The sequence below is a fragment of the Sandaracinus amylolyticus genome (assembly GCF_021631985.1).
Classification (GTDB): domain Bacteria; phylum Myxococcota_A; class Polyangia; order Polyangiales; family Sandaracinaceae; genus Sandaracinus; species Sandaracinus amylolyticus_A.
In genome coordinates, this window is record NZ_CP070225.1 from 2,902,091 (window position 1) to 2,927,140 (window position 25,050).

Here is a 25,050-nt window from a genome sequence, read left to right on the forward strand (position 1 = left end):
CGGAACGGCAGGGCTCGGTAAGCTCGCGAAAACGCTAAGGTTCCCGGCACCTGGACGAACGTCGGGCCAGGGCGGAGCCCGATGGTAAGGGGGTTCGATTCCGCGAGGCAAGCACGGACTTCTCAGCGCTCCGAACGGCGCGGACACCCCTGCTCGAACGACCAGCGTCGGAGTCGACGGACGCGAGAAGCCCCCGGGAGAGGGTCTCCCGAGGGCTTCGTTCGCGGGCCGAGCCGGGCGATCGCGATCGCTAGAACAACATGATCGCGCCAGCCGCTCCCAGCGCGGCCCAGGTCGTCCAGCCGACCACTTGATGCACCACGGCCACGGTCTGCATCGAGTCGTAGTCGTTCGTGCGATCACCGAACCAGTTGTTCGCGAGCCCGATCCCGATGAACATCTGGGCGAGCATGCCCGCGAGGTGCACGAGCGCGAGCACCGAGTGGATCCGGATGCGATCCGAGTACGCGCCGCGCCCCGTGAGCACTTGGTTCGGGTCGTTCACCAAGAGGCCGATCGACATCGCGAGGGTCGTCGAATAGAGCGCGGTCGTGACCACGGAGGACACGAGGTGCGGGTACGGTGTGCCCCAGCACTGGTCCTGACCGAAGATCGCGTTGCCGGTCGCGCACGGGTTGTCGTCGCGCCCGTTCCCGAAGCCGTAGAGGTTGTAGTACTGGACGAGCCCGAGCCCGACGGTGACCGTCATCGCGGCCCAGGTGACGATGCCCATCGCGCGGTGGACCTGGCCGAGCTCGGCGCGCTGTCGCACCGCGTTGGCGTAGGCCTCTTCTTCCGCGTCTTCGTCGCTCCGCGCGCCTCGCGCCTGGAGCAGCTGGGGCATTGGAAGCGTCGCGTCGATCTCCACGACTTGTCCGGGCGCGAACCACGCTCCGCTCTGGAGCGTCGGCGCCTGGAGCTGCATGCCGAGGAATGGAGACGCGAGGAGGAGCGCGGCGAGTCCCGACATGCCGCGCAGCTTACTCCATGAATGCGACGTGCAACCGCAAAGAAGGTCAATGGCGCAGCGAACGAACGCCGGCCTTGTGGACCTTTCCAGGAAGGTCGCGGCCGACGACCGCCTTCGCGACCTGACCGGCGGTCCAGAGCTTCTCGAGATCGACGCCGGTCTTCACGCCCATCCCGTCGAGCATGAAGACGAGATCCTCGGTCGCGACGTTGCCCGCCGCGCCCGGGGCGTAGGGACATCCACCGAGGCCGCCGACCGACGCGTCGAAGGTGCGGATGCCGAGCTCGAGCCCGACCACGACGTTCGCGAGCGCGGTGCCGCGCGTGTCGTGCATGTGCATCGCGAGCTGCGGGATCGAGAACTCGCTCATGAAGAGCCGGAGGATGTCGCGGGTCTGCTTGGGCGTGCCCACGCCGATCGTGTCGCCGAGCGAGATCTGGTAGCAGCCCATCTCGACGAGCTGACGCGCGATGCGCAGCCCGGCGCGCGGATCGATGTCGCCCTCGTAGGGGCAGCCCCAGAGCGTCGAGACGTAGCCGCGCACCCGCAGGCCCGCCTTCACCGCGGGCGAGATCACCTCGCCGAACGCCTCGAGCGTGCCCTCGACCGTGTTGTTCACGTTCTTGCGGTTGTGGGTCTCGCTCGCGCTGATGAAGACCGCGATCTCCGGGATCTTCGTGGTGAGCGCGCGCTCGAGGCCCTTCGCGTTCGGGCAGAGCGCGCTGAACGTCACGTCGGGCACGCGCGGGAGCAGGCCCGCGACCTCGTCGGCGTCGGCGAGCTGCGGCACCCACTTCGGCGAGACGAAGCTCGTCGCCTCGATGCGCGTCAGCCCCGCCTGCGCGAGCGCCTCGATGAGGCGCAGCTTGCGCGTGGTCGGCACGGTGACCGCCTCGTTCTGCAGGCCGTCGCGCGGGGAGACTTCGTAGATCGAGACCGAGTCGGGGAGCGCGTCGAAGAGCATGGCGAGAGTCTCTGCCTCCATTTCGATCGGGGGGCACTTACGGAGCGTGAGCCAACCCGATCGCTTCGTAGGGATCCCTGATGCGCGCGAGGCCGGTGCGGTAGTGCGTGTCGAGGAAGTCGAGCCACGCGGCGACACCGACGTCGGAGTCCGCGACGTTGTCGTGGGTCGCGGGCTCGGCCTCGGCGACGACGTCGAACTGGAGGAGTCCTCCAGTTGCAGCGCCCTCCGCGAAGTTGCCCGCGATCGGCCCGGGCACGACCTCGAAGCCCGGCTCGTCGCGCAGCAGCGGCTCGACGACGGGCACACCGATCGCGCGCGCCAGCGCGTAGCTCGCGACGTTGGGCACGATCTCGTCGTCGAGCACCACGCCGACGAGGACGCTCGGCGTCCCCGTCTCTGCGCCGGGCAGTCGGTCGCGGAGCAGGTGCGGCCCGTAGCTCGCGGGATCGCCGCGATCGAGCACGGTCTGGAGGATCGGGAAGAAGCGCCGCACGTCGCCGCGCGTCGCGCCCCGCGGGCGGAGCAGATCGATCAGCGACGAGAACTGCGCTCCGTCGCTGATGATCGTCGAGACGCGCCCGCCCGGCACCACGAGCACGCCCGCGCCGTAGTCGCTCGAGAGCGCGAGGAGCTCGGGGCCCATGAGGCCGCCGAGCGACACGCCGAGGTACACGATGCGCGAGACGTCGAGCTCGGGCGCGCCGTCGTCGTCGAGATCGGGATCGCCCATCACGAGGCGCGTGAGCTGGAGCTTGTCCCACGCGCTCTGCCGGAAGTGATCGCGCAGCCGCGCGGCCTCGAGCGCGCGCTGGCCGAGATCGCCGACCGCGAAGAACGCGAGGAGCGTCTGGATGTCGCTGCGATCGACGCCCGCGGTCGTCGGGTGATCGCCATGCTGGAGCGCGTCGATCGCGATGGTCGCGTACCCGAGCGGCGCGGCGAAGCGCGCGAGGCGCTCGGCCTGCGAGCGCGAGCCGGTGAGGCCGTGGCCGAAGACGAGCACCGGGAACGGCCCCTCGCCCTCGCGCGGGAGCCAGATCGTGATCGGCACCGTGTAGGTCGTGATCGGGCTCGCGGGCGCGCCGCGCGCGCGGCGCATCACGCCGTCCTCTTCGTCGCGGTAGTCGTTCGCCTCGAACGACGTCTCGCAGCGCACCCACGAGGCCTCTTCGATGCACGCCGGATCGCTCGCGTAGGCGTAGTCGTGGGTCGCGACGTCGGCGGCGACCGCGACCGAGTCCTCCTCGATCGACTGCGTCGGGAACGCGGTGATCGCGATCAGATCGTCGGCGCTCGTGATCACACCGAGCGACGTCAGCGCGTCGATCGCAGCGCGCGTGTCGTCGTCGGGCGACGTGATCAGCGCGCGCATGTCGGCCGAGGGCTCGAGGCAGCCGCGCGCGGCATCGGTGAGCGCGCGCGTGACGAACGCCGCGGCGCGAGCGCGTGGCGGCAGCGGGGTCATCGGCGCGAGCAACAGCGTCGAGCCCTCGTCGGTCGTGGTGACGATCACCGGGACGATCCGCGCGGGCCCCGGCTCGATCACGACGAATCCGAGGCCGCCGCTCGGGATCGCGTCGGCGTCGAAGTGGCGACCGAACTGGAAGAACGCCTCGGCGTTCACGCCGAAGCCGTCGACCTCCGCGAGATCGATGGTGAGCGTGGGCAGATACCCGCCGAGGCGCGCGGCGAGATCGGGATAGCTCTCGGGGTCGAAGCGGACTGCGCGGCCGGTCTCGGTCGTCGCGTCGTCGACGAGCAGCGCGGGCTCGGGCCATCGCGTGATGCTCGTGCCGTCGCGCTCGTAGAGCAGCTCGGTGCACGCTGGGCCCGCGTCGACGAGCGCATCGCCGAGGCCCGCGTCCGTGATCGTCGTCTCGCCCGCATCGCACGCCGCGCACACGAGCGCGACGAGCGCCACCCGCGCCAACCCTCGCATGCGGATCAGCGTACGTCGGTGCGCGTGATCGAATCGACCTCGCACTGGTAACGACGGAGCGCGACCTCACGGCCCGACGGCGCGGCGACGAGGATCGCGTCGCCGGTCCACACCGCGCGCGATCCCTCGGGCGCGACCGACGCCGGCAAGAGCCCCTCGATGCGCGACATCGCCTCGACGAGCGGCACGCGGATCGCGCCGAGCTCGATGGTCGGACGGCCCGACGCGCACACCACGCGCGGCGTCGCGGCGCGCGCGGCGCCGAGCAGATCTCCGCGCGGCCCGACCTCCTGGGCGGCGATGCCATCGTCGCAGCGCCCGATCGCGATGGCGCCGCTCGCACCCGGCGCGATGCCGATCGGCACGCACCCCTCGACCACGTCGGGCGCCGACGCGAGCGCGCCGCCGCCGCCGCGATCGATCGCGTAGAGCGTCGTCGTGGGCGCGCCCTGCTCGGTCACGTGGCACGCGCCGTAGAAGAACGCACTGCCGCGCGCGATCCCGCCGACCACCAACGGATCGCAGGGCTCACGCACCTCGTTCACGATCGCGTCGCGCCCCTCTCCGTCGCCGATCGACGCGAGCGCGAAGCGCGCGCACTCGCCCGCGCTCGCCTGGCAGGGCCCCGGCGGTGCGCGCAGCACGATCATCGCGGAGCCGTCGTCACGACCCCACGCCGCGACACGACCGCGCGTGCTGCGATCGTAGGCGCCCGCGACCGACGCACCGAGATCGCGCACCGGCGCGAACCCGTCCACGCCCGCGCTCGCGATGGTCGCGATCGCGCGGACCGTCGGACCGCTGCGCGCGATCCATGCGACCGCGACGCGATGACCCGCGGCGGCGATCGCGAGCTCTTCGACCGAGCCCGGATCGTCTCCGCCGCCGACGAACGCGATCTCGGACACGACGACCTCGTGGCCGCGCACGCCGCCGTTCGGATCGAGCGCGATCGCGCGCACCCCGCCTCCGTCGTTCGGCGTCGCGCCCCACGCGAGCGCGGCTCCGTCGGGGAGCGCGACGAGATCGAACGACGCGCGCGACGAGATCGGACGCGCCGCGACGACCGGAGGTGGCGGAGGCGGCGCGGGGGCAGGCGGCGGAGGCTCCGGCGCGGCGCTCTCTCCACCGCACGCGACGAGCAAGCACGAGAGCACGAGCCAGCGCATCGCGCCCAGGGTACTCGTCACCTCGGCTCGCGCGCGAGCAACGCGCGATACTCCGCGAGGCGAGCCCGGTACGATTCCGCGCCTCCCGACGCGAGCACCGCACGCTCGAACGACACGAGCGCCTCGTCGCGACGCCCGAGCTCGTGCAGCAGGATCGCGCGACCGACCAGCACGGGCGCGACGTCCGGCGTGCGCTCGAGCAGCGCGTCGTACGCGGCGAGCGCCTCGTCGTAGCGACGCTCGTTGATCAGCGCCGCCGCGAGCCCGAGGCGCAGCCCGGCGTGCTCCGGGAACCGCTCCACGCCGGTCTCGAACTGCTGCAGCGCGCCCGTGTGATCCTCGGCGTGCCAGCGCGCCATCGCGAGCGCGTTCCAGGTCTCCGCGTGATCGGGCGCGAGCTCGAGCGCGCGCTCCAGCGCGGGGATCGCGTCGCTCGATCGCCCCCATCGCAAGAGCCGCGTCCCGAGCACGCGCCACGGGCGCGCGGCGTCGGGCTGGACCCGGCACGCCATGCGATAGGCCTCGAGCGCCTCGTCGTAGTTGCGCTGCAGCTCCCAGGTGTTGCCCACGAGAATGCGCGGCGTCGCGCTGCTCGGACGCAGCGCGGCGACATGCGTGAACGCATCGCGCGCGCGCTCGAAGCGCTCGGCGGCCATCTCCGCGCGCCCCAGCGCCATCCACGTCGCGGGCTCCTCGGGATGCGCCTCCGCCGCGCGCCGGAAGTGCCGCGCCGCGACCTCGAACTCGCCGCGCCGCATCGCGCTGCGACCGTCGTGCATCGGCCCGCTCGCGCACGCGGCGAGCAGCACGATCGCGAGCACCACGATCGCTTGACGGTGGCGACGACCCTCGCGACCATCCGCGCGATGGACGGCGTGCAGCAGCGTTCCGAGCACGGCGCGGCGCAGTCTCGCACGCGGCGCTCCTCGATGCGCGTGCTCGCGTGATCGCACGGCCCTCGACGCTGGTCGCGCTCGCCGGGCTCGTCGTGCTCGTCCTCTGCACCGGGGCGTCCCCCGGCCTCTACGACGCGGGCGGCATCGTCGCGGGCGCGACCGCGCTCGCGGCCACCCATCCCCCCGGTCAGCCGCTGCACGCGATCGTCGCGCACGCCGCGACGTACCTGCCCTTCGGCCCGCTCACGTTCCGCATCGCGCTCGCGAGCGCGATCACCGAGGTGCTCGCGGCGTGGTTCGTAGGCCGCATCGCGTTCGCGATCGCCCACGACTCGCCCGACGACGAGCCGCGCGCCGAGCTCGCCGCCACCGTCGCGACCTGCGCGGCGCTGCTCGCGCCGCCACTCTTGCGCCAGGCCACGCGCGCCGAGGTCTACGGCCTCGCGGCCGCGCTCTCGCTCGCATCGATCCACGCGCTCGTGCGCTGGTGGAAGCACGACCCGCACGCCCTCTCGCGCGCCGCGCTCTTCGCCGGGCTCGCGGCGGCGGTCCACCCACCTCACGCGTTCGCGGCCGTGCTCACCGGCGCGGCCCTGCTCCCCGCGATGCTCCGCGCGCGCCGCGTCCGACCCCGCGCGATCGCCCACGCTGCGCTCGCGTTCGTGCTCGGCGCGACCCCCTACGTCCTGCTCCCGCTGCGCGACGCCGCCGGCGCACCGCAGTGGGGTGACGCGTCGACGTGGTCCGATTTCGTCCGCTACGCGACCGGCGCCGCGTACCACCGCAACCTCGGCGCCGGCTCGATCGGCACCGCGGAGCTCGCGCTCGGCGTTCTCGCGTACGTCGCGACGATCCTCGGACCTGCGCTGCTCCTCCTCGCGATCGGGCTCGTCGTCACCCGCCGCGCCCAGGGTCCGACGCGCGCGCCGCTCCTCGTCGCGCTCGTGCTCACACTCGTCCCCGGCCTGCTCCAGCCCCTCGACGCGCGCATCCCCGATCACCTCGCGTACCTCGCGCCGTTCACCGGGCTCGCCCTCGCGCTCACCGCCGCAGCGCTCGCCAGCGCACCGCTGCCGCGCACCGCACGCGCCGGCGCGCTCGCCGTCGTCGCGCTCTCGCCGACCACGATCCTCGACGCGCCCGCGTCCGCCTGCATCGACGCACCGATCCTCGAGACGCTCGCGTTCGAGCTCACCGACGCGCCTCCGCCGCGCGCCCTCGCGCTCGTGCAGAGCGATCTCGCGACGATGTCGTGGCGCGCCGCGCGCGCGACCGAGCTCGCCCGCCCCGACGTCGCCGTGCTCCCGCTGGGCACCATCCACGAGCCCTGGCAGTGGCGCCCGCTCGCGACGCATCCGTGCTTCACCACGCCTCCCGTCGCGCACGATCTCCCCACCTCCCTCGCGCGCGGCCGCGGGTGCACCACGGTGCTCAGCGAGAAGCGTGATCCCGCCCTCCGCGCCATCGCGCTGCTGGGCTCTTATCTCTCCGAAGACGCGCCGATCAGCCGCCCCTTCACCGAGCGTCTCGATGCGGCCCTCGCGCGCGAGCTCGCGATCTCCCCACCCGGCCTCCACGACGAGCTCGCCGCCCAAGCGCGCAACCAGCTGCTCAACCGCGCCCAGCGCCTCGTCGAGTCCGGTCGCAGCGACGCCGGCCTCCACCTCGCTGGCGCCACCCTGCCCTTCGTCGCCGCATCCCTCCGCGCCCCGCTCGAGCGCGCGCAGGGCACCCGTCCGCTCCGGCCGCCCGTTCCCGTCGCGATCGATCCCGACGCGCTCTTCGACGCCTCGCGCGAGGACGCGATCCGCGTCGCCGCCGAGCTCCTCTTCCGCACCGGCGATCCGGTCGCCGCCGAAGCGCTCCTCCTCGACCAGCTCGACCGCGGCGATCCCCGCGCGCTCCTCCAGATCGGCCACCACGCCGCCGCCGCCGGCGATCGCGCGACCGCCCAGCGGGCGCTCGACACGTTCCTCGCCACCGCGCCCGCGCTCGCCCCCGAGGCCTCCTCGCTCGAGCAGGCCCTCGCGCCGTGACTCGGCCCTCGCGTGATAACGTGCGCGCGATGCCCGCGCGGATCCTCGTGTGCGACGACGAGGCCAGCCTCCGCGAGATGCTGGGCGTCCTGCTGCGCCGCGCCGGCTACGAGGCCGAGCTCGTGTCCGACGTGACCACCGCACGCGCACGCCTCGCGACCGGCGGCCCCTACGACCTCGTCATCACCGATCTCGCGCTGCCCGACGGCACCGGCATGGACGTGCTCGCCGCCGCGCGCGAGCGCGACGACGCGCTCCAGGTCGTCGTGATCACCGCGTTCGGCAGCACCGAGAACGCGGTGCAGGCCATGCGGCTCGGCGCGTACGACTACATCCAGAAGCCGTTCCGCAACCACGAGCTCCTGGTCCTGCTCGAGAAGGCCCTCGAGAAGCGCAAGCTCGCCTCCGAGAACCGCGTCCTGCGCGCGCGCGTCGCCGAGCAGGAGAAGCCGGTCCCCGGCCTGCTCGGCAGCTCCCCCGCGATGCGCCGCGTGATGGACCTCGTCCGCCGCGTCGCGGCCGCGCGCACCAGCGTGCTCATCACGGGCGAGAGCGGCACCGGCAAGGAGATGGTCGCGCGCGCGCTGCACCAGCTCGGCGATCGCGCGAGCAACCCCTTCGTCGTCGTCAACTGCGGCGCGCTCCCCGAGGCGCTCATGGAGAGCGAGCTCTTCGGGCACGAGAAGGGCGCCTTCACCGGCGCGACCCAGCGCAACGAGGGCCTCTTCCGCGCCGCGGAGACCGGCACCCTCTTCCTCGACGAGATCGGCGAGCTCGCCCCCGCGCTCCAGGTGAAGCTCCTGCGCGTCCTCCAGGAGCGGAAGGTCCGACCGGTCGGCGGTCAGCGCGAGATCGAGACCGACGTGCGCGTCGTCGCCGCGACGAACCGCGACCTCGAGAAAGAGGTCGCCGACGGCCGGTTCCGCAGCGACCTCTTCTACCGCCTCAACGTCATCCGCCTGCAGCTCCCGCCGCTCCGCGAGCGCCCCGAGGACGTCCCCGCGCTCGCCGAGCACTTCCTCCAGAAGCACGCCTCGCTCGCCGGGAAGACGCTCCGCTTCACCCCGGCCGCGATGCGCTGGCTCGCCGCCCACGACTACCCGGGCAACGTCCGCGAGCTCGAGAACGTCGTCGAGCGCGCCGTCACGCTCGCGCTCGGCGAGGAGGTGACCCTCGACGACCTCCCCGAGGGCGGCCCCCAAGCGGGCAAGGTGACCACCCTCCCCTCGGCCGACATCGCGCCCGGCTTCGACATCGATCGCTGGCTCGGCGAGCTCGAGAAGGGCCTGCTGCTGCGCGCCCTCGAGCAGACGAAAGGCAACCAGACCGCCGCAGCGCGCCTGCTCGGCACCACCTTTCGTTCCTTTCGCTACCGACTGCGCAAGTTCGGGCTCGCCGAGGGCGACACCAGCGACGACGAGAAGTGACCAAAAACGTCAGTCCGTCCCTCGTCGAGGTGACGTAGTTCGACACTCACTCGAATCCTGCACCCCGTGATAAGCTCCCACCCCGGTGGAGCGAGCATTGCTGCAAGCCGCTCCCGGGAGGTCCCCGCCATGCCGCGAGAGAGGTCGAAGCGCCGCGCGGGCTTCACGTTGATGGAGCTGATGATCGTCGTGACGATCGTCGGTGTCCTGGCGGCGATCGCGATCCCGGCGTTCGGCGGCTATCTGCAGCGCGCGCGCACCGCCGAGGCTTATCAAATCCTCGGGGAAATCCGGCAGCGCCAGGAGTCCTACCGCGTCGAGTTCGGGCAGTACGCGAACGTCCCGACGTGGAATCCGGCGACCTACGGCAGCTCGAGCACCGCGAACGTCTGGAACAACGCCGCGACGGGCTGGGCGCAGCTCGGCGTCTCGCCCGACGGCCCGGTGCGATTCCGCTATCGAGTGCGCGCCGGCTCGCCCTCCGACGACTCCGGCGTACCCGGCGTCGGCGTGAATTCGTTCTGGTTCATCGCGCAGGCCGAGGGCGATCTCGACTCCGATGGCCAGACCGTCGGCTTCGAGACCTACAACGGGTGGAACCGCGTGTTCGTCTCGCGCGGCGTCGACAGCAGCACGCCCCTCGCGCAGGGCTGGGAATGAGGGCTCGTCGCGCGGGCTACTCGCTCGTCGAGCTGCTCGTCGTCTGTGCGATCGTCGGCATCCTCGCGGCGGTCGCGGTGCCGGCGTTCCGCAGCCAGATGATGCGGTCGCGCACCACCGAAGCGGTCGAGGTGCTCGGCGCGATCCGTCAGGCCGAGGAGTCGTATTACGGCGTGTTCAGCCGCTATTGCGGCCCGCTCGGCTGGAACCCCGCGACGTACGCCGCCGCCGATCACACGCAGCCCTTCAACGTGGCCGCGACGGGCTGGGACCAGCTCGGCGTCGATCCCGACGGCCCGGTGCGCTTCCGCTACCAGGTGAACGCAGGCGCGCCGGGCACGCGCCCGGGCGCGAACGGACAGCCGGTGAGCGGCGCGGGCGCGGGCGGGATCCCGGGCTTCAACGGCAGCGACCACTGGTACGTCAGCCACGCGCAGGCCGATCTCGATGGCGACGGCGCGACCGTGGTGCTCGAGGGCTACTCGATCAGCTCGCGCATCTACGTCTCGCAGGGAGTCGGCGGCAGCTACCTCGCGTCCGGCTGGGAGTGACACTGCACGTTTCTGGCAGCTCGGCACGAGCATTGCTGAAGATGTCGAACGTGGGTGGCGCAGGAGCCGCCTGGGGAGTGGAAGGACGAGAATGCGCAACCTCATGAAGATCGCGAACAAGCGGAAGGCCGGCTTCACCCTCATCGAGCTCATGATCGTCGTGGCGATCATCGGCATCCTGGCCGCGATCGCGATCCCGGCGTTCATCGGCTACATCCGGCGCTCGAAGACCTCGGAGGCCGGCGGCAACCTCCGGAACATGTTCCAGGGCGCGGCGAGCTATTACTCGCGCGAGCAGTGGGGCACGCGCGCGGTGCAGGTCACCGCGGGCACCGGCATCGCGTCGTCGTCGTGCATCGTCGGCAGCGCCGAGACCGCGAACGCGCCGAACGCCGGCAAGTCGGTGCTCGACTGGCAGACCGAGGACGATGAGTTCCGCGACATCGGCTTCCAGATCGCCGACCCGATCTACTACCAGTACGGCATCACCTCGGCCGTCCCCGCTGGCGGCACGACCGCGTGCGGCCGCAACGCGAGCCTGCCGCAGTACACGTTCTACGCGCAGGGCAACCTCGACGGCGATACCGCGACGAGCCTCTTCGAGCTCGCGGCGGGCTCGAACAGCGACAACAACCTGATGCGCGCCCCGGGCCTCTACATCGTCAACGAAGTGGAGTGACGAGCACGCGGCTCGCGTGATGCGAGTCGAGCTAGGATGCCCTCCCACGCAGTGCGTGGGAGGGCATTCGCGCTTCTGGAGCACGCACGCTTGAGGACCTCGATCGCGCTCGCGCTCTCGGTGATCGTCGCTGCTGCGGCGGGCTCCGCGCTGCGCGTGCGATCGATGGAGCACCACGTCGCGAGCTCGACGTACGAGGACGTCTACTACGTGCCGCCACCCGAGTGGCTGCCGGTGTTCTCGCTCGGCTGGGACGAAGCGCTCGCCGATCTGCTGTGGGCCCGCGCGCTCGTGTACTTCGGTGACGAGGTCGTCGCGCGCGGCGGGCTGCGCCACGTCTTCGACTACACCGACGCGATGCTCGCGCTCGATCCCGACTTCCGCGCGGTCTATCGATGGATCGCGACCGCGGGCCTCTATCGCCCCCAGGCGATCACCGCCGACGACGCGCGACGCACGATCGAGTACCTGCGTCGCGGCCACCAGCGTTTCCCCGACGACGGCGAGCTCGCGTGGACGCTCGGCGCGGCGCTCGCGTTCGAGCTCCCTCCGCTGCTCGACGATCCCGCCGAGCGAGACGAGGCGCGCAGCGAAGCCGCCGAGTACTTGATGCTCGCCGCGCGCCGCGGCGCGGGGCCCGCGTGGCTCGCGCTCACCAACGCATCGTTGCTCTCGCGCGTCGGCCGCGCGGAGTCGGCGGCGGATCATCTCGAGGAGATGTACGCGCTCACCGACGACGACGACGAGCGCACGCGACTCGCGCATGCGATCGCGGAGCTGCGCTCGAGCGCGTACGCCGAGGGGCTCGTCGAGGCGAACCGGCGCGAAGAAGAAGGCCGCGTGCGCGAGATGCCGTATGCGTCGCCCGCGTTCTACTTCCTGGTGGGCCCGCGCCCGGTCGTGCGATGGCAGGACGCCTATCGCGACGGGTTCGCCGCGCACGCGTTCGAAGAAGAGCGCGAAGCGCTCGAGGCGATCACCGAGGTGGAGTGATCACTCCACGCGATCGCGCGTGTAGAGGATGCCGATCGGGACGAGCTCGCCGGTGCGCGGATCGGCGGCGGCGCGTCGCTCGAACACCGAGCGCACTCCGTCGCCGTCGAGATCGCCGTTCGCGCGGAACGTGACGAGGTAGGTGCCCTCGGCGCTGCGCAGACCGCAGCCGTGCGTCGCGGGCTCGAACGCGTAGCTGAAGCGCACCGGTCGATCGGGCGCGAAGCCGAGCGCGCTCCACGTCGCGCCGTCGATCGTCGACGCATCGTTCCACGCGACCTCGACGGGCTCGACGCTCGGGGTCGCGGGCGTCGGACCGGCAGCGCCAGGCAGGCAGTGACGCGCGGTGCCGCGCTCGGTCTCGTGGTCCGCCGCGAAGTACGCGGCCGCGCGCATGTGCATGAGCGCAAGGTGCTCGGACGCCTCCGAGATCTTGCTCAGCCGCAGCTGCCGGATGTACGTCGGCACGAACGCGGCGAGCAGCGATCCGACGACGAAGACGACGGCCGCGACCTGCAAGAGCGTCGCGCCCTCACGTGCACGTCGTCGTCGGTTCGCGCTCTCGGTCCGGCCGCACATCGGGCGCGATCATGAGCGGAGCCCGCGCGCGACGCACGCGGGCTCGTCTCGCTCAGCCTCCGCCACCCACGGGCAGCGTGATGATCTGGCGCTCGGTCTCCCCGGCGCGGATCTGCACCTGCACGGTGTGTCGGATGTTGAACTCGGAGTTGACGAGCAGGAGCGTGTGACGCCCTGCGGGCAGCGAGATGCTCGTCTGCGGCGTGTTGCCGATGAGGCGGCCGTCCACGAACACCTGCGACCACGGCCGCGTGTTGACCATCAGCGTGCCGTTGCCGCCCGCCGCGGGACGCTCCTCGCTCTCCGCCGCGCCACCGCCGCCGGTGCTGGTCTCACCGCCCGCCTCGGGATCACGACGCGGCGTCGCGATGCGCACTCCACCGCCGCCACCGCTGCGCTCGATGCGCTCGAGCGTCGCCATGTGCACCGCGTTCGCCTGGCCCTGCGGGAGCACGAGGTCCGCTTCGTAGTCGCGGTGACCGCCGAGCTCCATCTCGACGCGCCATCCGGCGCCCGTCACGTCGACGTCGGTCGTCACCGGCGTGCGGCCGACGCGGCGCTCCTCGCTGCCGCGCACCAGCGTGACCTGCGCGCCCGAGGGCTCCGACGTGAGCTCGACGCTCACGGTGCGCAGCGTCAGCACCGCGGGCGGGAGCGCCATCACCTGGCCCTCGGCCAGCGTGATCTGGGTGAGCCACGGCGCGTAGCTCGTGCCGTTGTCGACGCGGATCTGATAGGTGCCCGGCTGCAGATCGTTGACCTGCACCGGCGTGCGCTGCGGCAGCTCGCGGTCGCCCACGAACACGCGCGCCCCCGACGGCACCGTGCTCAGCGTGAAGCCCGTGCCCGCGGCCGCCGGAGCCGTTCCCGGCACCGTCGTCGTCCCGCCCTGCGCACCACCGATCCCTGCGACCGCGGGGCTCGTCGGCGACGTGCTGCCCGCGACCGCGACGAGCGCGACCGGCGGGAGCTGGAGCTGCGCCGCCGACTCGACCGTCACCGTGGTCGCCCACGTCTCGAAGCCGAGCTTGCGCACCTCGACGAGGTGCTGGCCGGGCTCGACGTTCGCGATGACGAACGGGCTCGACGTCGACGACTGCACGACCTCGCCGTCGAGATAGACGACGGGATCACCGGGCGTCGTCGTGACCGTGATCGTGCCCGGCTGCGAGCGCAGGAACACGAACCACGTGCCTGCGGCGAGGACGCCGAGCACGAGCATGCCCGCGAGGCCCAGCAGCGCGCCGCTCACGCCGCCGCGACGCTCGGGCTGCTTGCGCGTGACCGCGGTGGGCTCGGGGCCGATCGTCGGTCCCTGCGCCGGCTGCGGCGGAAGGTTGTCGAAGGGCGACGGCGCGCCCATCGGCGCCGGCGTCGCAGCGGGCGCGTACGGACGCGCACCGCCGACCGCGGGGCGCGTGGGCGACGAGGGCGCCGGCGCGGTCGCGGGCGGCAGATCCTGCATCAGCGCGCCGTGGATGCCGTCGGGCTTGTCGTAGATCTGGGTCGAGAGCTCTTCCTCGTCCCAGTCCATGTCGAGGCCCGGCGCCCTGCCCTGCGCGGGCGCCTTGCTCTGCACGGGCGCCGCCATCTCCTGGCTCGTGCTCGAGCGCGGCGGCGGAGGCGGAGGCGCCGACATCTCGCCGCTCGTGCTCGAGCGCGGCGGCGGCGGAGGCGGCGGGCCACCGGAGAGGCGCGGCGGCGGAGGCGGCGGCTGCATCGCCGGCATGCCCGTCATCGTGCGCTTCTGCTGGTTGCGCGGGCCGGGCGGCGGCTGGTGCGCGCTGACGTTCGCGGCCTGCGCCTGGAGCTGCGGCGGGTGCGTGTGCTGCGGCACCTGCACCGAGGGCTGCGACGCCTCGATCGGCTCGAGGTCCGCGAACGCCTCGAGGCCCGAGCCACCGCTCGACGCCGACGACGTGCGGCCGAACGATCCATCGGCCTCCATGCGCCGGTACTCCTCTTCGCGCGCGCTCTCCTTCGCGATCTCGTCGGCGAAGGCCTTGCGCATGTACGCGCTCAGATCCTTGCGCGAGAAGAAGTTGCCGCTCGTGTACATGAACGACTGCAGGTCGTCATGCAGATCCATCGCGGTCTGGTAGCGATCGTCGACGTCCTTCGCGAGCGCCTTGAGGACGATCTGCTCGAGCTCTTCGGGGATCCGCCGGTTGTAGGTCGACGGCGGCATGATCTCGACGTTGCGGACCTTCTCGAGCGTCGAGAAGTCGCTCTCGCCGACGAACAAGCGCTCACCCGTGAGCAGCTCGTAGAGGACGATGCCGACCGCGAAGATGTCGCTGCGCCGATCGAGCGGCAGGCCGCGCACCTGCTCGGGCGACATGTACCCGAACTTGCCCTTGAGGATGCCGGCCTGGGTGCGGCCTGCCTTGCCCGCGGCCTTCGCGATGCCGAAGTCGATCAGCTTCGTCTCGCCGTCGTAGCTGATCAGGCAGTTCTGCGGGCTGACGTCGCGATGGACGAGGTTGAGATCGCGCCCCGCCGCGTCCTTCTTGTTGTGCGCGTAGTCGAGGCCCTCGCAGATCTTCATCGCGATGTAGCAGGACATCGGGACGGGCGTGGTCTCGCCACGCTTGCGCGCCCGGTCGAAGATCGCGCGCAGGTCCTTGCCGTGCACGAACTCCATCGCGATGAAGTAGGACTCGCCGACTTTCCCGAGATCGAAGATCTGCGCGATGTTCGCGTGCGTCAGCTGGACGCTGATCTTCGCCTCGTCGATGAACATCGTGATGAATTCCTGGTCCTCGGCGATGGAGGGCAGGATTCGCTTCACGGCGACGAGCCGCTCGAAGCCCTCGACGCCGAAGGCCTTCGCTTTGAAGACCTCGGCCATGCCCCCGACGTTGATCCGCTCGAGGAGCACGTACTTGCCGAACGGGATGGGCTTCTTCATCGCAGTCTCGATCCCCGCCTGCGGCGCCCGGAGTAGGTGACGACCTCGACGCGAGCCGCACCCCCGGGAACTCTCGGGAAAGGCGGCCCATAGTACTGGTCCTGCGCAGCGCAGATCAACGGTGGGTCCCCCGTCATCGGCTCATGAGTCCGAGAGGGACCTCACGGCCTACGACGTCGGACCACCGGGCGCGCGCTGCCTTTGGCTCCGGTTCGAGACGCGATTATTGCGGGGAGGTTTCCTCGCCCTCGACCTCGCGGCTGAAGCGCGGCGGGTGGTCGGGGAAGTAGCGGACCCGTTGTCCCTGCAAGTATCCCCAGCGCGAATAGGGCATCGGCGCGTTGTCGGGGAAGATCACTTCGGCCGCCGCGCGCTGTGCGGCGTAGAGCGCGAGGGTGGGCTCGGCGGCGAGATCGCGGGCGGTCTCGCCGTCGGGCGCCGCGGCGCCGCCCTCGCCCGCCAGCGCGAGCCGGACGTCGTCGCCCAGCGCGATCGCGTCGGTCACTCCGGCGCGGGTCAAGGCCGCACGCACGTCGCCGCCCTCGGCGTAGATCACGAAGCCGTCGCGATCGACGCCGACCGCGGCGCCGGCCCCCTCGGTGAGCGGCGCACCGGAGAGCAACACCAGATCGTCGGGACCGGCGCGCCCGATCGCGATCTCGTGACCGATCGAAGCGCGCGTCGCGTAGAGCGAGATCGACCCGGCGCTCGCACCGGTGAAGCCGGCGAGCAGGCGCGGCGCGTCCTCACCGACTGCGCGGTGCAGCGGCGCCGGCACCGCGCGACGCGGATCGATGCGCACGATCCAGGTCTCGCCGCTGCGCGTGCGCGCGAACGCGTAGGGCCAGCCCGCGTGCGGGAGCCCCGCGCTCGAGAAGCGTCCTTCGTCGTCGCTCGCGCCCACGAGCGCCGGCCCCGGCAGCGTCGGTCGCAGCGTGAGATAGAAGAAGTCTCGCGGGTCGCGCGCGAGATAACGCGGGAAGCGCATCGCCATCGAGCGCACCGCCTTGCGGCCGCGCACGCGCCAGCCCGGCGACTGCGGGAGCTCGCCGTCGTGCTCGTACTCCGCGTGGACGCGCTGCACGGGCGGCGGCGCGTCGTCGCCCGTCGCGTCCCGGCGGTACGGCCGGAAGAACTCGAAGCCGCAGTGCCCGCTGTTCATGTCGAGGTGCATCGCGCGCGCGCAGCGCGCCGAGACCATCGCCTGACCGAGCGCCTCGGGCCCGAGCGAGCTGCCCCAGAAGAACGCGAGGAAGCCCTCCTGCGTGAGGCAGAGACCGCTGCGATAGGTGAAGGTCTGCTCCTCGCTCTCCTGCGGAGCCGCGCCCCACCACCAGCGCTCCCAGGGGTTCCACACGCCGTCCTCGACCATCGCGGTGAGGTTCTGGCGCATCTCGATCATCCCCTCGGGGATCTGCCGGTTCGCGAGGTTCTCGTCGAAGTACTGACCGCGCCAGCTCGGCGCCGGCCAGCTGCCCATGCCGACCGTTCCGTCGTCGAACACCGCGACCGTCGCGGCCCACGGCTTCGGCGGGAGATAGACGCGGCGCTCGGCCATCATGCCGAACTCGCCGTGCATCGCCTGGAAGCCGCCGTTGAACGCGGCGACCAGCGTGCGGACGGTGCGCTCGTCGCGCGGGATGCGGCCCTGGCCGACCTCGCCGGTCGCGCTCTGGGGCTCGCGCGTGCCCGGCACGACGCGCAGCTGCACCTGACGCGGATCCCACATCGTGACGTAGACGCGCACGTAGGGGCGCTCGACGTCGGGCCGCACGAAGCCCTGCACGAACGCGGGCGGCGCGCCCGGGTACTGGTTGACGAAGGGATCGTCGATCACCGGGATCCACTCGCCCTCGCCGGCGACGGGATCGTCCGTGATCACCGGCTGCATCGCGGGCGGAGGCCAGCCGAGCTCGGCCTCGGCCGCGGTCAGCAGCGCGCGGCGCTCCTCGCTCATGTGCGCCTGCACGTCCTCGCGCGTGACGCCGAGCTCGGCCGCGACCGCTTCCTGCGTGTCCTCGCCGCCGATCAGCGCGTAGCGCGTGCGATCCCACCAGTCCTGCACCGCGAAGACTCGGTTCTCGAGCCACTCGATCGGCGCGGGCCCGACGAACGACAGGTTGCGCACGGTGTCGACGACCCACGTGATCCCGCCGGGCTGACCGGGCACGTGCTCCTGCACGTCGACCCGCTCCGCGCCCTCGCGCAGCGCGAGCGTCGCGAGATCGAGATCGATCACCGTGTGCTCGCCCTCGAGCAGCGCGACGTGCGTCGCGTCGGCGCGCAGATCGGCCTCCGAGCCGGTCTCGTGGCGCTGGTAGCGAACGCGACCGAAGCCCGCGGTGCGCCCCGTCTCCTGCAGGTTCGAGATCGCGTGCTGCGCGCGCTGCACGGCGGTGAACGCCGCGATCGCCTCGGGATCCTCGCCGCGCAGATCGAGCACGGTGAGCGCGTCGATCTGATCGCCGGTGCGCGACAGGAAGACCGCGTGATCGCCCGCGCGCGAGAGGCGCTCTTCCGCCGTGCTCGCGCTCTTGGTGAGGTTCGCGACCGACGTGACGTCGAGCACCGCACCACCGCGACCGGGGCGCACCTCGGCGTACCAGACGTCGTCGAGCTCGCGATCCGCGTGGGCGAGGAAGAGCGCGGGACGCAGGGACCACGGCCCGTCGTCCTCTGCGAGCCACAGCACCGTGTCCGGATCGACGCGCAGCCCGTCGCGCGCCAGCACGGTGGCGAGCGAGGCCTCGGGCGATCCCGAGCTGGCGCCCGAGAGCGCGTAGCGGACGCCGGCGAGCACGACGAGCGCGAGCAGGAGCGCGCCGAGCAGGCGGCGGCGCGGGCGCATCCAGCGGGCGAAGGGCCGCCTCGGTGCAGGCGCGCCGGCGGGCTCGGAAGGCGCGGACTCGCGGGCGCGGAAGGCCGCGTGCGCGCTGCGAGAGCTCGTCGAGGACATGGCTGGCGGGCCGCGAGGTAGCACGGGGCATTCCCCTCGGCAGCACCGTCCCACCCGTCCGGTGAGCCGATCCAGGTACGACGGCGACACTTGTCACGAGGGGACGCGTGAGTTCCCAAGGATCTCTGGGTTGATCGGTCCGTGACATGACGGCAAGATGCCGGCGCCGAGTGTGCTACGGGCCGAAAAGCCCGCGTAATTCGAGGGTTTCAGTCATGCGCATCCAGACGTTCCTGGCCGTGCTGTCGGCGGCCACGCTGGGCCTTGCGGCGATGATCGCCGCGCCCGATCGCGCCTCGGCGCAGCCCCGCCAGCGCGGCCAGCGGCGTACCGCCCAGCCCGCGCAGCCGAGCGAAGGCACGGCCGAGGGCCCCACCGCACCCGCGCCGACGATCGCGGATCTCGGGACGATCGTCCCGCGCCTCCAGAGCGCCAACCCCGACGAGGTGCGCGAGGCGATCGATCTCCTGAGCGTCATCGATCGCCGCGAGGTCGTCGCGCCGCTCGCCGATCTGCTGCGCTCGGGTCAGCCCGATGCGATCACCGATCGCGCGCTCGAGGCGCTCCGCGGTCTCGCCGATCCGACCTCGCTCGACGTGCTCACCGAGTTCACGCGGCATCGCCGCGCCGGTGCGCGTCGTCGTGCGTACCAGGCGATCGCGGCGGTCGAGGATCGTCGCGTCGCGGCGCTGCTCGAGCAGGGTCTGCGCGACAGCGATCGCAGCGTGCGCGCGACGGTCGCGCTCGCGCTCGGCAACATCGGGTCGCGCAGCTCGGTCGACGTGCTCTTCCGCGCGTTCGATCGCGGCGTGGTCGAGGCCGCGGTGGCGATCGGCAAGCTCGGCGACGGGCGCAGCGTCGAGCGCTTCTCCACGCAGCTCGGGCAGCAGCCGCTCTCGGTCATGCTCAGCGGCTACGAGCAGTTCCTGCGTCGGACCGACATCGACGAGGACGTGAAGGTGCAGATCGTGAACCGGCTCGGCGAGGTGTCGGGCCGCACCGTGCGCGAGTTCCTCGCGCAGGAGCTCACGCGGCTCGGCGAACGTGATCGCAGCCGCTACAGGCAGGTCGTGCAGGACACGCTGCGCCGCATCCCGGTGGACGGGGACACGCGGCGCACCACGACGGTGGGCGGGCCCGCGGCGCCGGCCACCACGACGACGACGGGAGGTGCGCAGTGATCTCGCTGCGTCGGGTCTCGATGCTCGCGCTGATCGCGGCGCTCTCCGGCTGTGGCGCCGGGACGCAGGCGGCGTTCAGCCATCAGTTCGCCGACAACCAGGCGGAGGACATCGCGGCGGTGCTCGAGCGCCTTCCCGATCCGCGCCCGCACGAGCGCCCCGAGAACGCGCTCGGTGAGCCGCTGGTGATCGCGTCGACGCACGGCGAGGGCCGGCGCGTGGTCGCGATCGCGCCGGACGGCACCGAGCGCTGGTCGCAGGCGATCGACACCCAGACGCGCCCGGAGATCCTCGGCGACGTCGTGCTGGTGAGCGATCGGCAGCAGCTCGTCGCGCTCGATCTCCGCACCGGCGCGCAGCGATGGACGCAGCGCCTCGCGGATCTCGCGTACGTCGGCGCGACGCGCGACGGCGACACGATCTACTACGCGGCGACCGTGGGCGCGCTCGGTGGCGCGCGTCGCGTGGGCCACGTGGCGGCGGTCGACGCGCAGACGGGCACGGAGCGCTGGCGCCACGAGGTGCAGGGCGTGTTCGGTCAGCCCGCGGCCTCGGGCGGCATGGTGATGGTGCCGTGGGAGCGCCAGAACCTCGCGATCCTCGACGAGACGACGGGCACCGAGCTCGCGCGCCTGCGCTCGACCGACGACGTCCTCGCGTGGACCTTCGAGGACCCGACCGGCGTCTACTACGGGCACCGCAGCGTCTATCGCATGACGCACCGCTCGGTGAGCGGTCAGCGCGCGGAGTCGACGCACCGCGAGCTGCCGATCCCGCAGCTGCCGGTGCTGCACGAGGGCGAGGTCGCGCGCGAGGTCGAGCTCTTCGACGACGGCTTCCTCCCGAAGCCCGGCACGCGCAGCGCGCGCGGCCGCATCCGGCTCTACTTCACGCCGGGTCAGACGGCCTCGCCCGAAGAGGTCGCGATCCTCGGCGACACCGTCTACTTCGTCTACTACCGCTACGCGTTCGCGTACGACCTCGAGGGGAACATGCGCTGGGCGCGCATCCTCGAGCAGGACGTGATCGGCGCGCAGGCGACGGCGGACGGGCTCTTCGTGGTCGGCGAGCAGGGACGCATGCGCGTGCTCGATCGCGCGAGCGGGCTCGATCGCTGGACCGGCGGCAGTGAGCTGCAGCTCGCGTCGGTCGCGCTCGACGTGACCGGCTTCGCGCCCGGTGCAGCGCCCGAGGGCGAAGCGCCCGCGCTCCGCGCGAGCCTCAGCGCGATCGCGGTCGATCCCGACAACCGCCTGGTGCCGGCGCGCGCGTACGCGATCCAGCAGCTCGCGGCGATGGAGGATCCGGAGATCACGCGCGACCTGCTCGATCTCTACGCGCAGCAGTCGATGCCGGGCGCGCTGCGCCAGGCGATCGGCAACTCGCTGCGCGCGCGTCGCACCGGCAGCGAGCACCTCGTGGAGGCGCTCGCGCGCCGCTACGACTTCCTCGATGACACCCAGGCGCCGCCGCTCGAGGTGATCGTTCCCTCGCTGCTCGAGATGCGGGCGACGCAGGCGGTGCCCGGCCTCGTGCAGCAGATGAACGATCACGAGACGCCCGCGGCGGTGCTGCCGACGGTGGTGCGCGCGGTGGTCGAGCTGGGCGACGCGTCGGTGGTGCCCGCGCTGCGGCAGTTCCTGGTGCTCTATCACGCGGACACGACGTTCGCGGAGCACTCGCAGGCGCTCGCGGCGGCGGCCGAGGGCGTGTTCCGGCACGGTGGGCCCGAGGGTCGCGAGATGCTGACCGCGCTGGCGGCGGAGCCGCGCACGGTGGGCGCGCTCCGCGAGTCGATCGGCGGCTACTTCGAGGCCGAGCGCCAGCAGCAGGAAGCGCTGGCGCGGCGCGAGGTCGAAGAGGCCGAGCGCGCGGCGCAGGAGGCGGCGCGCCAGGAGGAAGCGGCGCTCCCGGGCCGTCTGACCCAGGAGCAGATCGACCAGACGTTCGCCGGGCACGTCGATCCGCTGCGCGAGTGCGTCGCGGGCGAGATCGGGCGGAACCCGCTGCTCGGTCAGGTGCGCCTCGTGTTCATCCTGAACAACGACGGGCACGCCCAGGAGATCGGCGTCGCGCCGAACACGCCCGAGCTCGTGCAGTGCATGCAGGAGCGCGTCTCGGCGATCGAGTTCCCGCGGTTCCGCCAGCGGCGCATGCGCGCGTCGTTCGTGATCCGCGTGCGCGGTGGCGCGGGCGAGGAGACGGCGGCGCCGACGCAGTCCGAGATGGCGGCGATTCCGCCGGGCGCGCCGTGGTGGACGTGGTCGCAGCGCCGGGCGTCGACCAGCGCGCCGGCGAGCACCGAGCCGGTGGCGCGCGCGTGGTGGGAGCGCCGTCCGGCGCCCGCCCGGCCCACGCCGCCGCCCCCGACGGGCCCGCAGGTGCCGGTCGCCGGAACGACCACGGCGGGTGGTGGCACCACCGCGACGACGAGCGGCGAGCCGGCCGGATCGGGCGGCGGAAGCGGTGCCTGGTGGAGCGGCGCAGGCGCGGAGGAGGGCGGCGAAGAGGTCGCCCCCGAGGAAGCCCCTGCAGCGCCCCCGGCCGAGCCCACGCCGCCCCCGCCGACCCAGCGTGGTGCGCGCGGCCGTCGTGGTCGCGCACAGGCCCCCGAGGCCGCTCCGACGCCGCCGGCGGCACCCGCCCAGCCCACCCCGCCGGCCGCGGCGCCCCCGCCGGCCCAGCCCACGCCTCCTCCCGCCGAGGAGAACCCGTGGTGGGCGCCCGCGGAGGGCTGAGGACGCGCTGAGACCGGATCGGGCGCTGCGCCGCGGCGGCGCCCGATCAGCGGGCCGCGCGCAGCTCGCGGGCCGCACCGTTGATCGCGCACGCGACCTCGGTCGACACGCGGAGCAGCGGCGCGGGGACACCGTGCGCGAAGCGATCGGGGTGCAACGTCGCGGCGAGCTTGCGCCACGCTGCGCGCGCCTCGTCGGGCCGGGCGCCGCGCGGGAGGTCGAGCAGCGCCTCCGCGCTCGTGGCTCGGCGGATCTCGCGCGCCTTCCGCGCGAGGAGAGAGAGCGTCGCGCGCCCCGGCGGCGGCGGCGCGGCGCCTTCGAGCACACGCAGCGCGAGCAGGAGTCGGAAGGCGCGATCGCTCCCGCGACACGCGCGCTCGAGCGCGTCGAGCGTCGACGGCCGGCGGAGCACCGCCGCGAGCGCTTGCTCGTCGGGCCAGAGCGGCGCGCCGCCGACCAGCGCTTCGCCGAGCGGCGTGAGCACGAGCGAGCCCTCACCGATTCGATCGCGCACCGAAGGAACGGTCGCGCCCGAGAGCGCATCGCGCATCGCACCGAGCAGGAGCTCGCCGGCGCGGCTCGGCTCTTCGTGGGCACGCGGACGGGGCGCGCATCGCTCGAAGCGCAGCTCGACACCGTCCCACCCCGCGATCGAACGGACGCGCGCGCGGAGCTGTACCCGCAGCGCGTGGCTGATCGCGCCCTGCCCTGCGAGCCCTGCGCGCACCACCGCGTCGCCCACGCGCACGCCCGATTCGCGCGTCGCGGCGGCGCGTTCGACCGCGGCCGCATCGACGCCCGATCCGACGAGCAGATGACCGAGGCGCGGCGCGGCCACCGATGGCGCGTCGATCGCGATCACTCGACCCTCGCGGATCACGATCTTCGCCCGGCCCTCGCGCGCGCTCGCCTCGAGCTCGCCGCTCGCGCCAGCGCGCTCGAGCATCGTCAACGCACGAGCGAGCGCAGCAGCGGCAGGCCACACGGTCATGCCCGTCGGATACGACGTTCGCGATCACCGCGTCCACTTTTCGCCGAGCGGATGCAGCGCGCCGAGCACGAGCAAGCGGGGCTGGGGCCCCGCGCGCAGCGCGTAGCGGCCGGGGCTCGAGAAGGGGGCGGAGCTCCCTCGGGATACTCAGCAGCGCGCGTAGCGCGGATCGTCGGGCTTCAGCGCGAGGACGACCTGGATGTCGTCGAAGCGCTCCGACACCGCGCGCGCGCTCACGCCGTAGCGGCGCGCGACCGACGCGCGCGTGACTCCGTCGAGTCCGTGCAAGCGCGCGATCGCGTACTCGATCGCCGCCGCGCACACGTCCGGCTTCGGCGCGCGCGGCGCGCGCTCTTCACGACGCGATGCGCGACCTTCGCGCGACCCACGCGTCTCGCGATAGTCCACCCACAGACGTCGCGCGCGGGCGACGTGCTCGGGCGTGAAGCCACCATCGCGCATCACGCGCTCGAGGATCGGAAGGACCGCGTCCTCGTCGTCACCGCGGACACGGACGCCGGGCTCGGTGCGCGCGCGCGACTCACCACCGCGGGTGCGCTCGCCGGTCGGCCGCGGCGTGCGTCGCTCCGCGCGCGCTTCGCTGCGCGATTCCACCTCACGGCGCGCGTCGACCTCGCGCGGAGGACGCGACGACGTCGACGCGGAGCGGCCCGGCGACGCGTTGCGCGCGGGCGATGCGCCGCGTGCGCGCTGCTGCTGCTCCGGCGAAGCGCGACGCGTGCGCGGGTCGCCCTCTTCTTCGGGAGCACCACGCTCGATCCACGCGAGCAGCTGCTTGTGCTCGCGGTTGCGCGGCTCGCCCTGCACCGCGACGGTCGCGGTCTCGCGCGCATCGTCGATGCGGCCCAGACGCGCGAGGCAGTGCGCGAGCGACGCAGCGATCTCGTGCTCCGGCGGGTTCGCAGCGCGATGCGCGAACTCGAGATGACGGAGCGCGGTCGCGGGCTGATCGAGCGCGACGTCGAGCAGGTGACCGAGGTTGTGGTGGTACCAGGGGTTGCGCGGCGCGAGCGCGAGCGCGCGACGGTACGAGGAGACCGCGGAGCGGAAGTTCGCGAGCAGCGCGTGCGAGAGACCCATGAGCGCGTGCACGACGTCGTCGTCGGGATGCGCGCCGACGACCTTGCGCAGATGGAGCAGCGCGCGCCACGGATGATCTTCGATCCGGTACTCGGCGAGGTGGCGATGCGCGAACACGCTCGCGTCGCTGCCATCGGGCGCGAGGCTCACGATGCGCTCGAGCAGCGGCTCGACCACACGACGTCCCTGCGCAGCGGCGATCGCGCGCTCCGCCTGCTTGCGCAGACGCTCCACGGCGCTCTCCTCCGACCTCGCGCTCATGTGGATCAGCGTATAGACCGATGCCCCCCGCAGGGCAAGCACGGC

The 25,050-nt window shown here is 72.6% G+C and carries 18 protein-coding genes; 8 read left to right on the forward strand and 10 right to left on the reverse strand.

The annotated features are described in order from the left end of the window. Window positions 1-250: 250 nt before the first annotated feature. The 5 genes from I5071_RS11970 to I5071_RS11990 are packed head-to-tail and all read right to left on the reverse strand — an operon-like array spanning window position 251 to window position 5,941. On the reverse strand, window positions 251-970 hold the full coding sequence (locus I5071_RS11970) for a hypothetical protein (protein ID WP_236605564.1): 720 nt from the start codon (window positions 968-970) through the stop codon (window positions 251-253). A 46-nt stretch (window positions 971-1,016) separates the two neighbouring features. Continuing rightward, the gene (locus tag I5071_RS11975) at window positions 1,017-1,934 is read right to left on the reverse strand and encodes a hydroxymethylglutaryl-CoA lyase (protein WP_236605565.1); all 918 of its coding nucleotides are present in this window, start codon (window positions 1,932-1,934) and stop codon (window positions 1,017-1,019) included. Window positions 1,935-1,971: 37 nt separating this feature from the next. After that, entirely contained in the window at window positions 1,972-3,876 is a 1,905-nt protein-coding gene (locus I5071_RS11980) for a hypothetical protein (RefSeq protein WP_236605566.1), read from the reverse strand. A gap of 5 nt (window positions 3,877-3,881) precedes the next feature. Next, window positions 3,882-5,045: a hypothetical protein gene (locus tag I5071_RS11985; protein ID WP_236605567.1), complete on the reverse strand. Its 1,164-nt coding sequence runs from the start codon at window positions 5,043-5,045 to the stop codon at window positions 3,882-3,884. A 17-nt stretch (window positions 5,046-5,062) separates the two neighbouring features. Then, the gene (locus I5071_RS11990) at window positions 5,063-5,941 is read right to left on the reverse strand and encodes a tetratricopeptide repeat protein (protein ID WP_236605568.1); all 879 of its coding nucleotides are present in this window, start codon (window positions 5,939-5,941) and stop codon (window positions 5,063-5,065) included. 47 nt (window positions 5,942-5,988) lie between these two features. Here I5071_RS11990 and I5071_RS11995 point away from each other — a divergent pair, with 47 nt between their 5' ends. The 6 genes from I5071_RS11995 (at window position 5,989) to I5071_RS12020 (ending at window position 12,287) form a co-directional block, all read left to right on the forward strand. Beyond that, window positions 5,989-7,977 carry a protein O-mannosyl-transferase family gene (locus tag I5071_RS11995; protein ID WP_236605569.1) on the forward strand — a complete coding sequence of 663 codons (1,989 nt, stop codon included), beginning with the start codon at window positions 5,989-5,991 and terminating at the stop codon, window positions 7,975-7,977. Continuing rightward, the gene (locus tag I5071_RS12000) at window positions 7,974-9,404 is read left to right on the forward strand and encodes a sigma-54 dependent transcriptional regulator (protein ID WP_329611152.1); all 1,431 of its coding nucleotides are present in this window, start codon (window positions 7,974-7,976) and stop codon (window positions 9,402-9,404) included. Before I5071_RS11995 ends, I5071_RS12000 begins: the two co-directional genes overlap by 4 nt. Window positions 9,405-9,533: 129 nt before the next feature. After that, the gene (locus I5071_RS46830; RefSeq protein ID WP_329611153.1) at window positions 9,534-10,064 is read left to right on the forward strand and encodes a type IV pilin protein; all 531 of its coding nucleotides are present in this window, start codon (window positions 9,534-9,536) and stop codon (window positions 10,062-10,064) included. Further along, window positions 10,061-10,615: a type IV pilin protein gene (locus tag I5071_RS12010; protein ID WP_236605570.1), complete on the forward strand. Its 555-nt coding sequence runs from the start codon at window positions 10,061-10,063 to the stop codon at window positions 10,613-10,615. Before I5071_RS46830 ends, I5071_RS12010 begins: the two co-directional genes overlap by 4 nt. Before the next feature lie 103 nt (window positions 10,616-10,718). Beyond that, a complete protein-coding gene (locus tag I5071_RS46835) occupies window positions 10,719-11,294 on the forward strand; it encodes a prepilin-type N-terminal cleavage/methylation domain-containing protein (protein ID WP_329611154.1) in 576 nt (191 codons plus the stop codon). 90 nt (window positions 11,295-11,384) lie between these two features. Continuing rightward, window positions 11,385-12,287 carry a hypothetical protein gene (locus I5071_RS12020; protein WP_236605571.1) on the forward strand — a complete coding sequence of 301 codons (903 nt, stop codon included), beginning with the start codon at window positions 11,385-11,387 and terminating at the stop codon, window positions 12,285-12,287. Here I5071_RS12020 and I5071_RS12025 read toward each other — a convergent pair whose 3' ends face one another. The 3 genes from I5071_RS12025 to I5071_RS12035 all read right to left on the reverse strand — a co-directional run bounded on the left by I5071_RS12025 (window position 12,288) and on the right by I5071_RS12035 (window position 18,625). Further along, window positions 12,288-12,866: a hypothetical protein gene (locus I5071_RS12025; RefSeq protein ID WP_236605572.1), complete on the reverse strand. Its 579-nt coding sequence runs from the start codon at window positions 12,864-12,866 to the stop codon at window positions 12,288-12,290. It lies immediately after the preceding gene. A gap of 52 nt (window positions 12,867-12,918) precedes the next feature. After that, complete coding sequence (locus I5071_RS12030) at window positions 12,919-15,777, reverse strand: serine/threonine-protein kinase (RefSeq protein WP_236605573.1); 2,859 nt, start codon at window positions 15,775-15,777, stop codon at window positions 12,919-12,921. A 223-nt stretch (window positions 15,778-16,000) separates the two neighbouring features. Then, the gene (locus I5071_RS12035) at window positions 16,001-18,625 is read right to left on the reverse strand and encodes a hypothetical protein (protein ID WP_236605574.1); all 2,625 of its coding nucleotides are present in this window, start codon (window positions 18,623-18,625) and stop codon (window positions 16,001-16,003) included. Window positions 18,626-18,903: 278 nt separating this feature from the next. Between I5071_RS12035 and I5071_RS12040 the strand changes: the two genes are divergently transcribed. Both I5071_RS12040 and I5071_RS12045 read left to right on the forward strand, forming a co-directional pair. Further along, window positions 18,904-19,914: a HEAT repeat domain-containing protein gene (locus I5071_RS12040; protein WP_236605575.1), complete on the forward strand. Its 1,011-nt coding sequence runs from the start codon at window positions 18,904-18,906 to the stop codon at window positions 19,912-19,914. After that, complete coding sequence (locus I5071_RS12045) at window positions 19,911-22,652, forward strand: PQQ-binding-like beta-propeller repeat protein (RefSeq protein ID WP_236605576.1); 2,742 nt, start codon at window positions 19,911-19,913, stop codon at window positions 22,650-22,652. The genes I5071_RS12040 and I5071_RS12045 overlap by 4 nt, the downstream gene beginning before the upstream one ends. 46 nt (window positions 22,653-22,698) lie before the next feature. Here the strand turns inward: I5071_RS12045 and I5071_RS12050 are convergent, their stop codons facing one another. Then, on the reverse strand, window positions 22,699-23,643 hold the full coding sequence (locus I5071_RS12050; RefSeq protein ID WP_329611155.1) for a DUF4388 domain-containing protein: 945 nt from the start codon (window positions 23,641-23,643) through the stop codon (window positions 22,699-22,701). A gap of 147 nt (window positions 23,644-23,790) precedes the next feature. Then, window positions 23,791-25,005 carry a tetratricopeptide repeat protein gene (locus tag I5071_RS12055; RefSeq protein WP_236605578.1) on the reverse strand — a complete coding sequence of 405 codons (1,215 nt, stop codon included), beginning with the start codon at window positions 25,003-25,005 and terminating at the stop codon, window positions 23,791-23,793. Window positions 25,006-25,050 lie beyond the last annotated feature (45 nt).

Coding starts and splice junctions, on each gene's coding strand:
- I5071_RS11970 (WP_236605564.1), bottom strand. CDS start 970: ATGTCGGGACTCGCCGCGCTCCTCCTCGCGTCTCCATTCCTCGGCATG.
- I5071_RS46835 (WP_329611154.1), top strand. CDS start 10,719: ATGAAGATCGCGAACAAGCGGAAGGCCGGCTTCACCCTCATCGAGCTC.
- I5071_RS12025 (WP_236605572.1), bottom strand. CDS start 12,866: ATGTGCGGCCGGACCGAGAGCGCGAACCGACGACGACGTGCACGTGAG.
- I5071_RS46830 (WP_329611153.1), top strand. CDS start 9,534: ATGCCGCGAGAGAGGTCGAAGCGCCGCGCGGGCTTCACGTTGATGGAG.
- I5071_RS12035 (WP_236605574.1), bottom strand. CDS start 18,625: ATGCGCCCGCGCCGCCGCCTGCTCGGCGCGCTCCTGCTCGCGCTCGTC.
- I5071_RS12055 (WP_236605578.1), bottom strand. CDS start 25,005: ATGAGCGCGAGGTCGGAGGAGAGCGCCGTGGAGCGTCTGCGCAAGCAG.
- I5071_RS11975 (WP_236605565.1), bottom strand. CDS start 1,934: ATGCTCTTCGACGCGCTCCCCGACTCGGTCTCGATCTACGAAGTCTCC.
- I5071_RS12010 (WP_236605570.1), top strand. CDS start 10,061: ATGAGGGCTCGTCGCGCGGGCTACTCGCTCGTCGAGCTGCTCGTCGTC.
- I5071_RS12030 (WP_236605573.1), bottom strand. CDS start 15,777: ATGAAGAAGCCCATCCCGTTCGGCAAGTACGTGCTCCTCGAGCGGATC.
- I5071_RS11985 (WP_236605567.1), bottom strand. CDS start 5,045: ATGCGCTGGCTCGTGCTCTCGTGCTTGCTCGTCGCGTGCGGTGGAGAG.
- I5071_RS12050 (WP_329611155.1), bottom strand. CDS start 23,643: ATGACCGTGTGGCCTGCCGCTGCTGCGCTCGCTCGTGCGTTGACGATG.
- I5071_RS11980 (WP_236605566.1), bottom strand. CDS start 3,876: ATGCGAGGGTTGGCGCGGGTGGCGCTCGTCGCGCTCGTGTGCGCGGCG.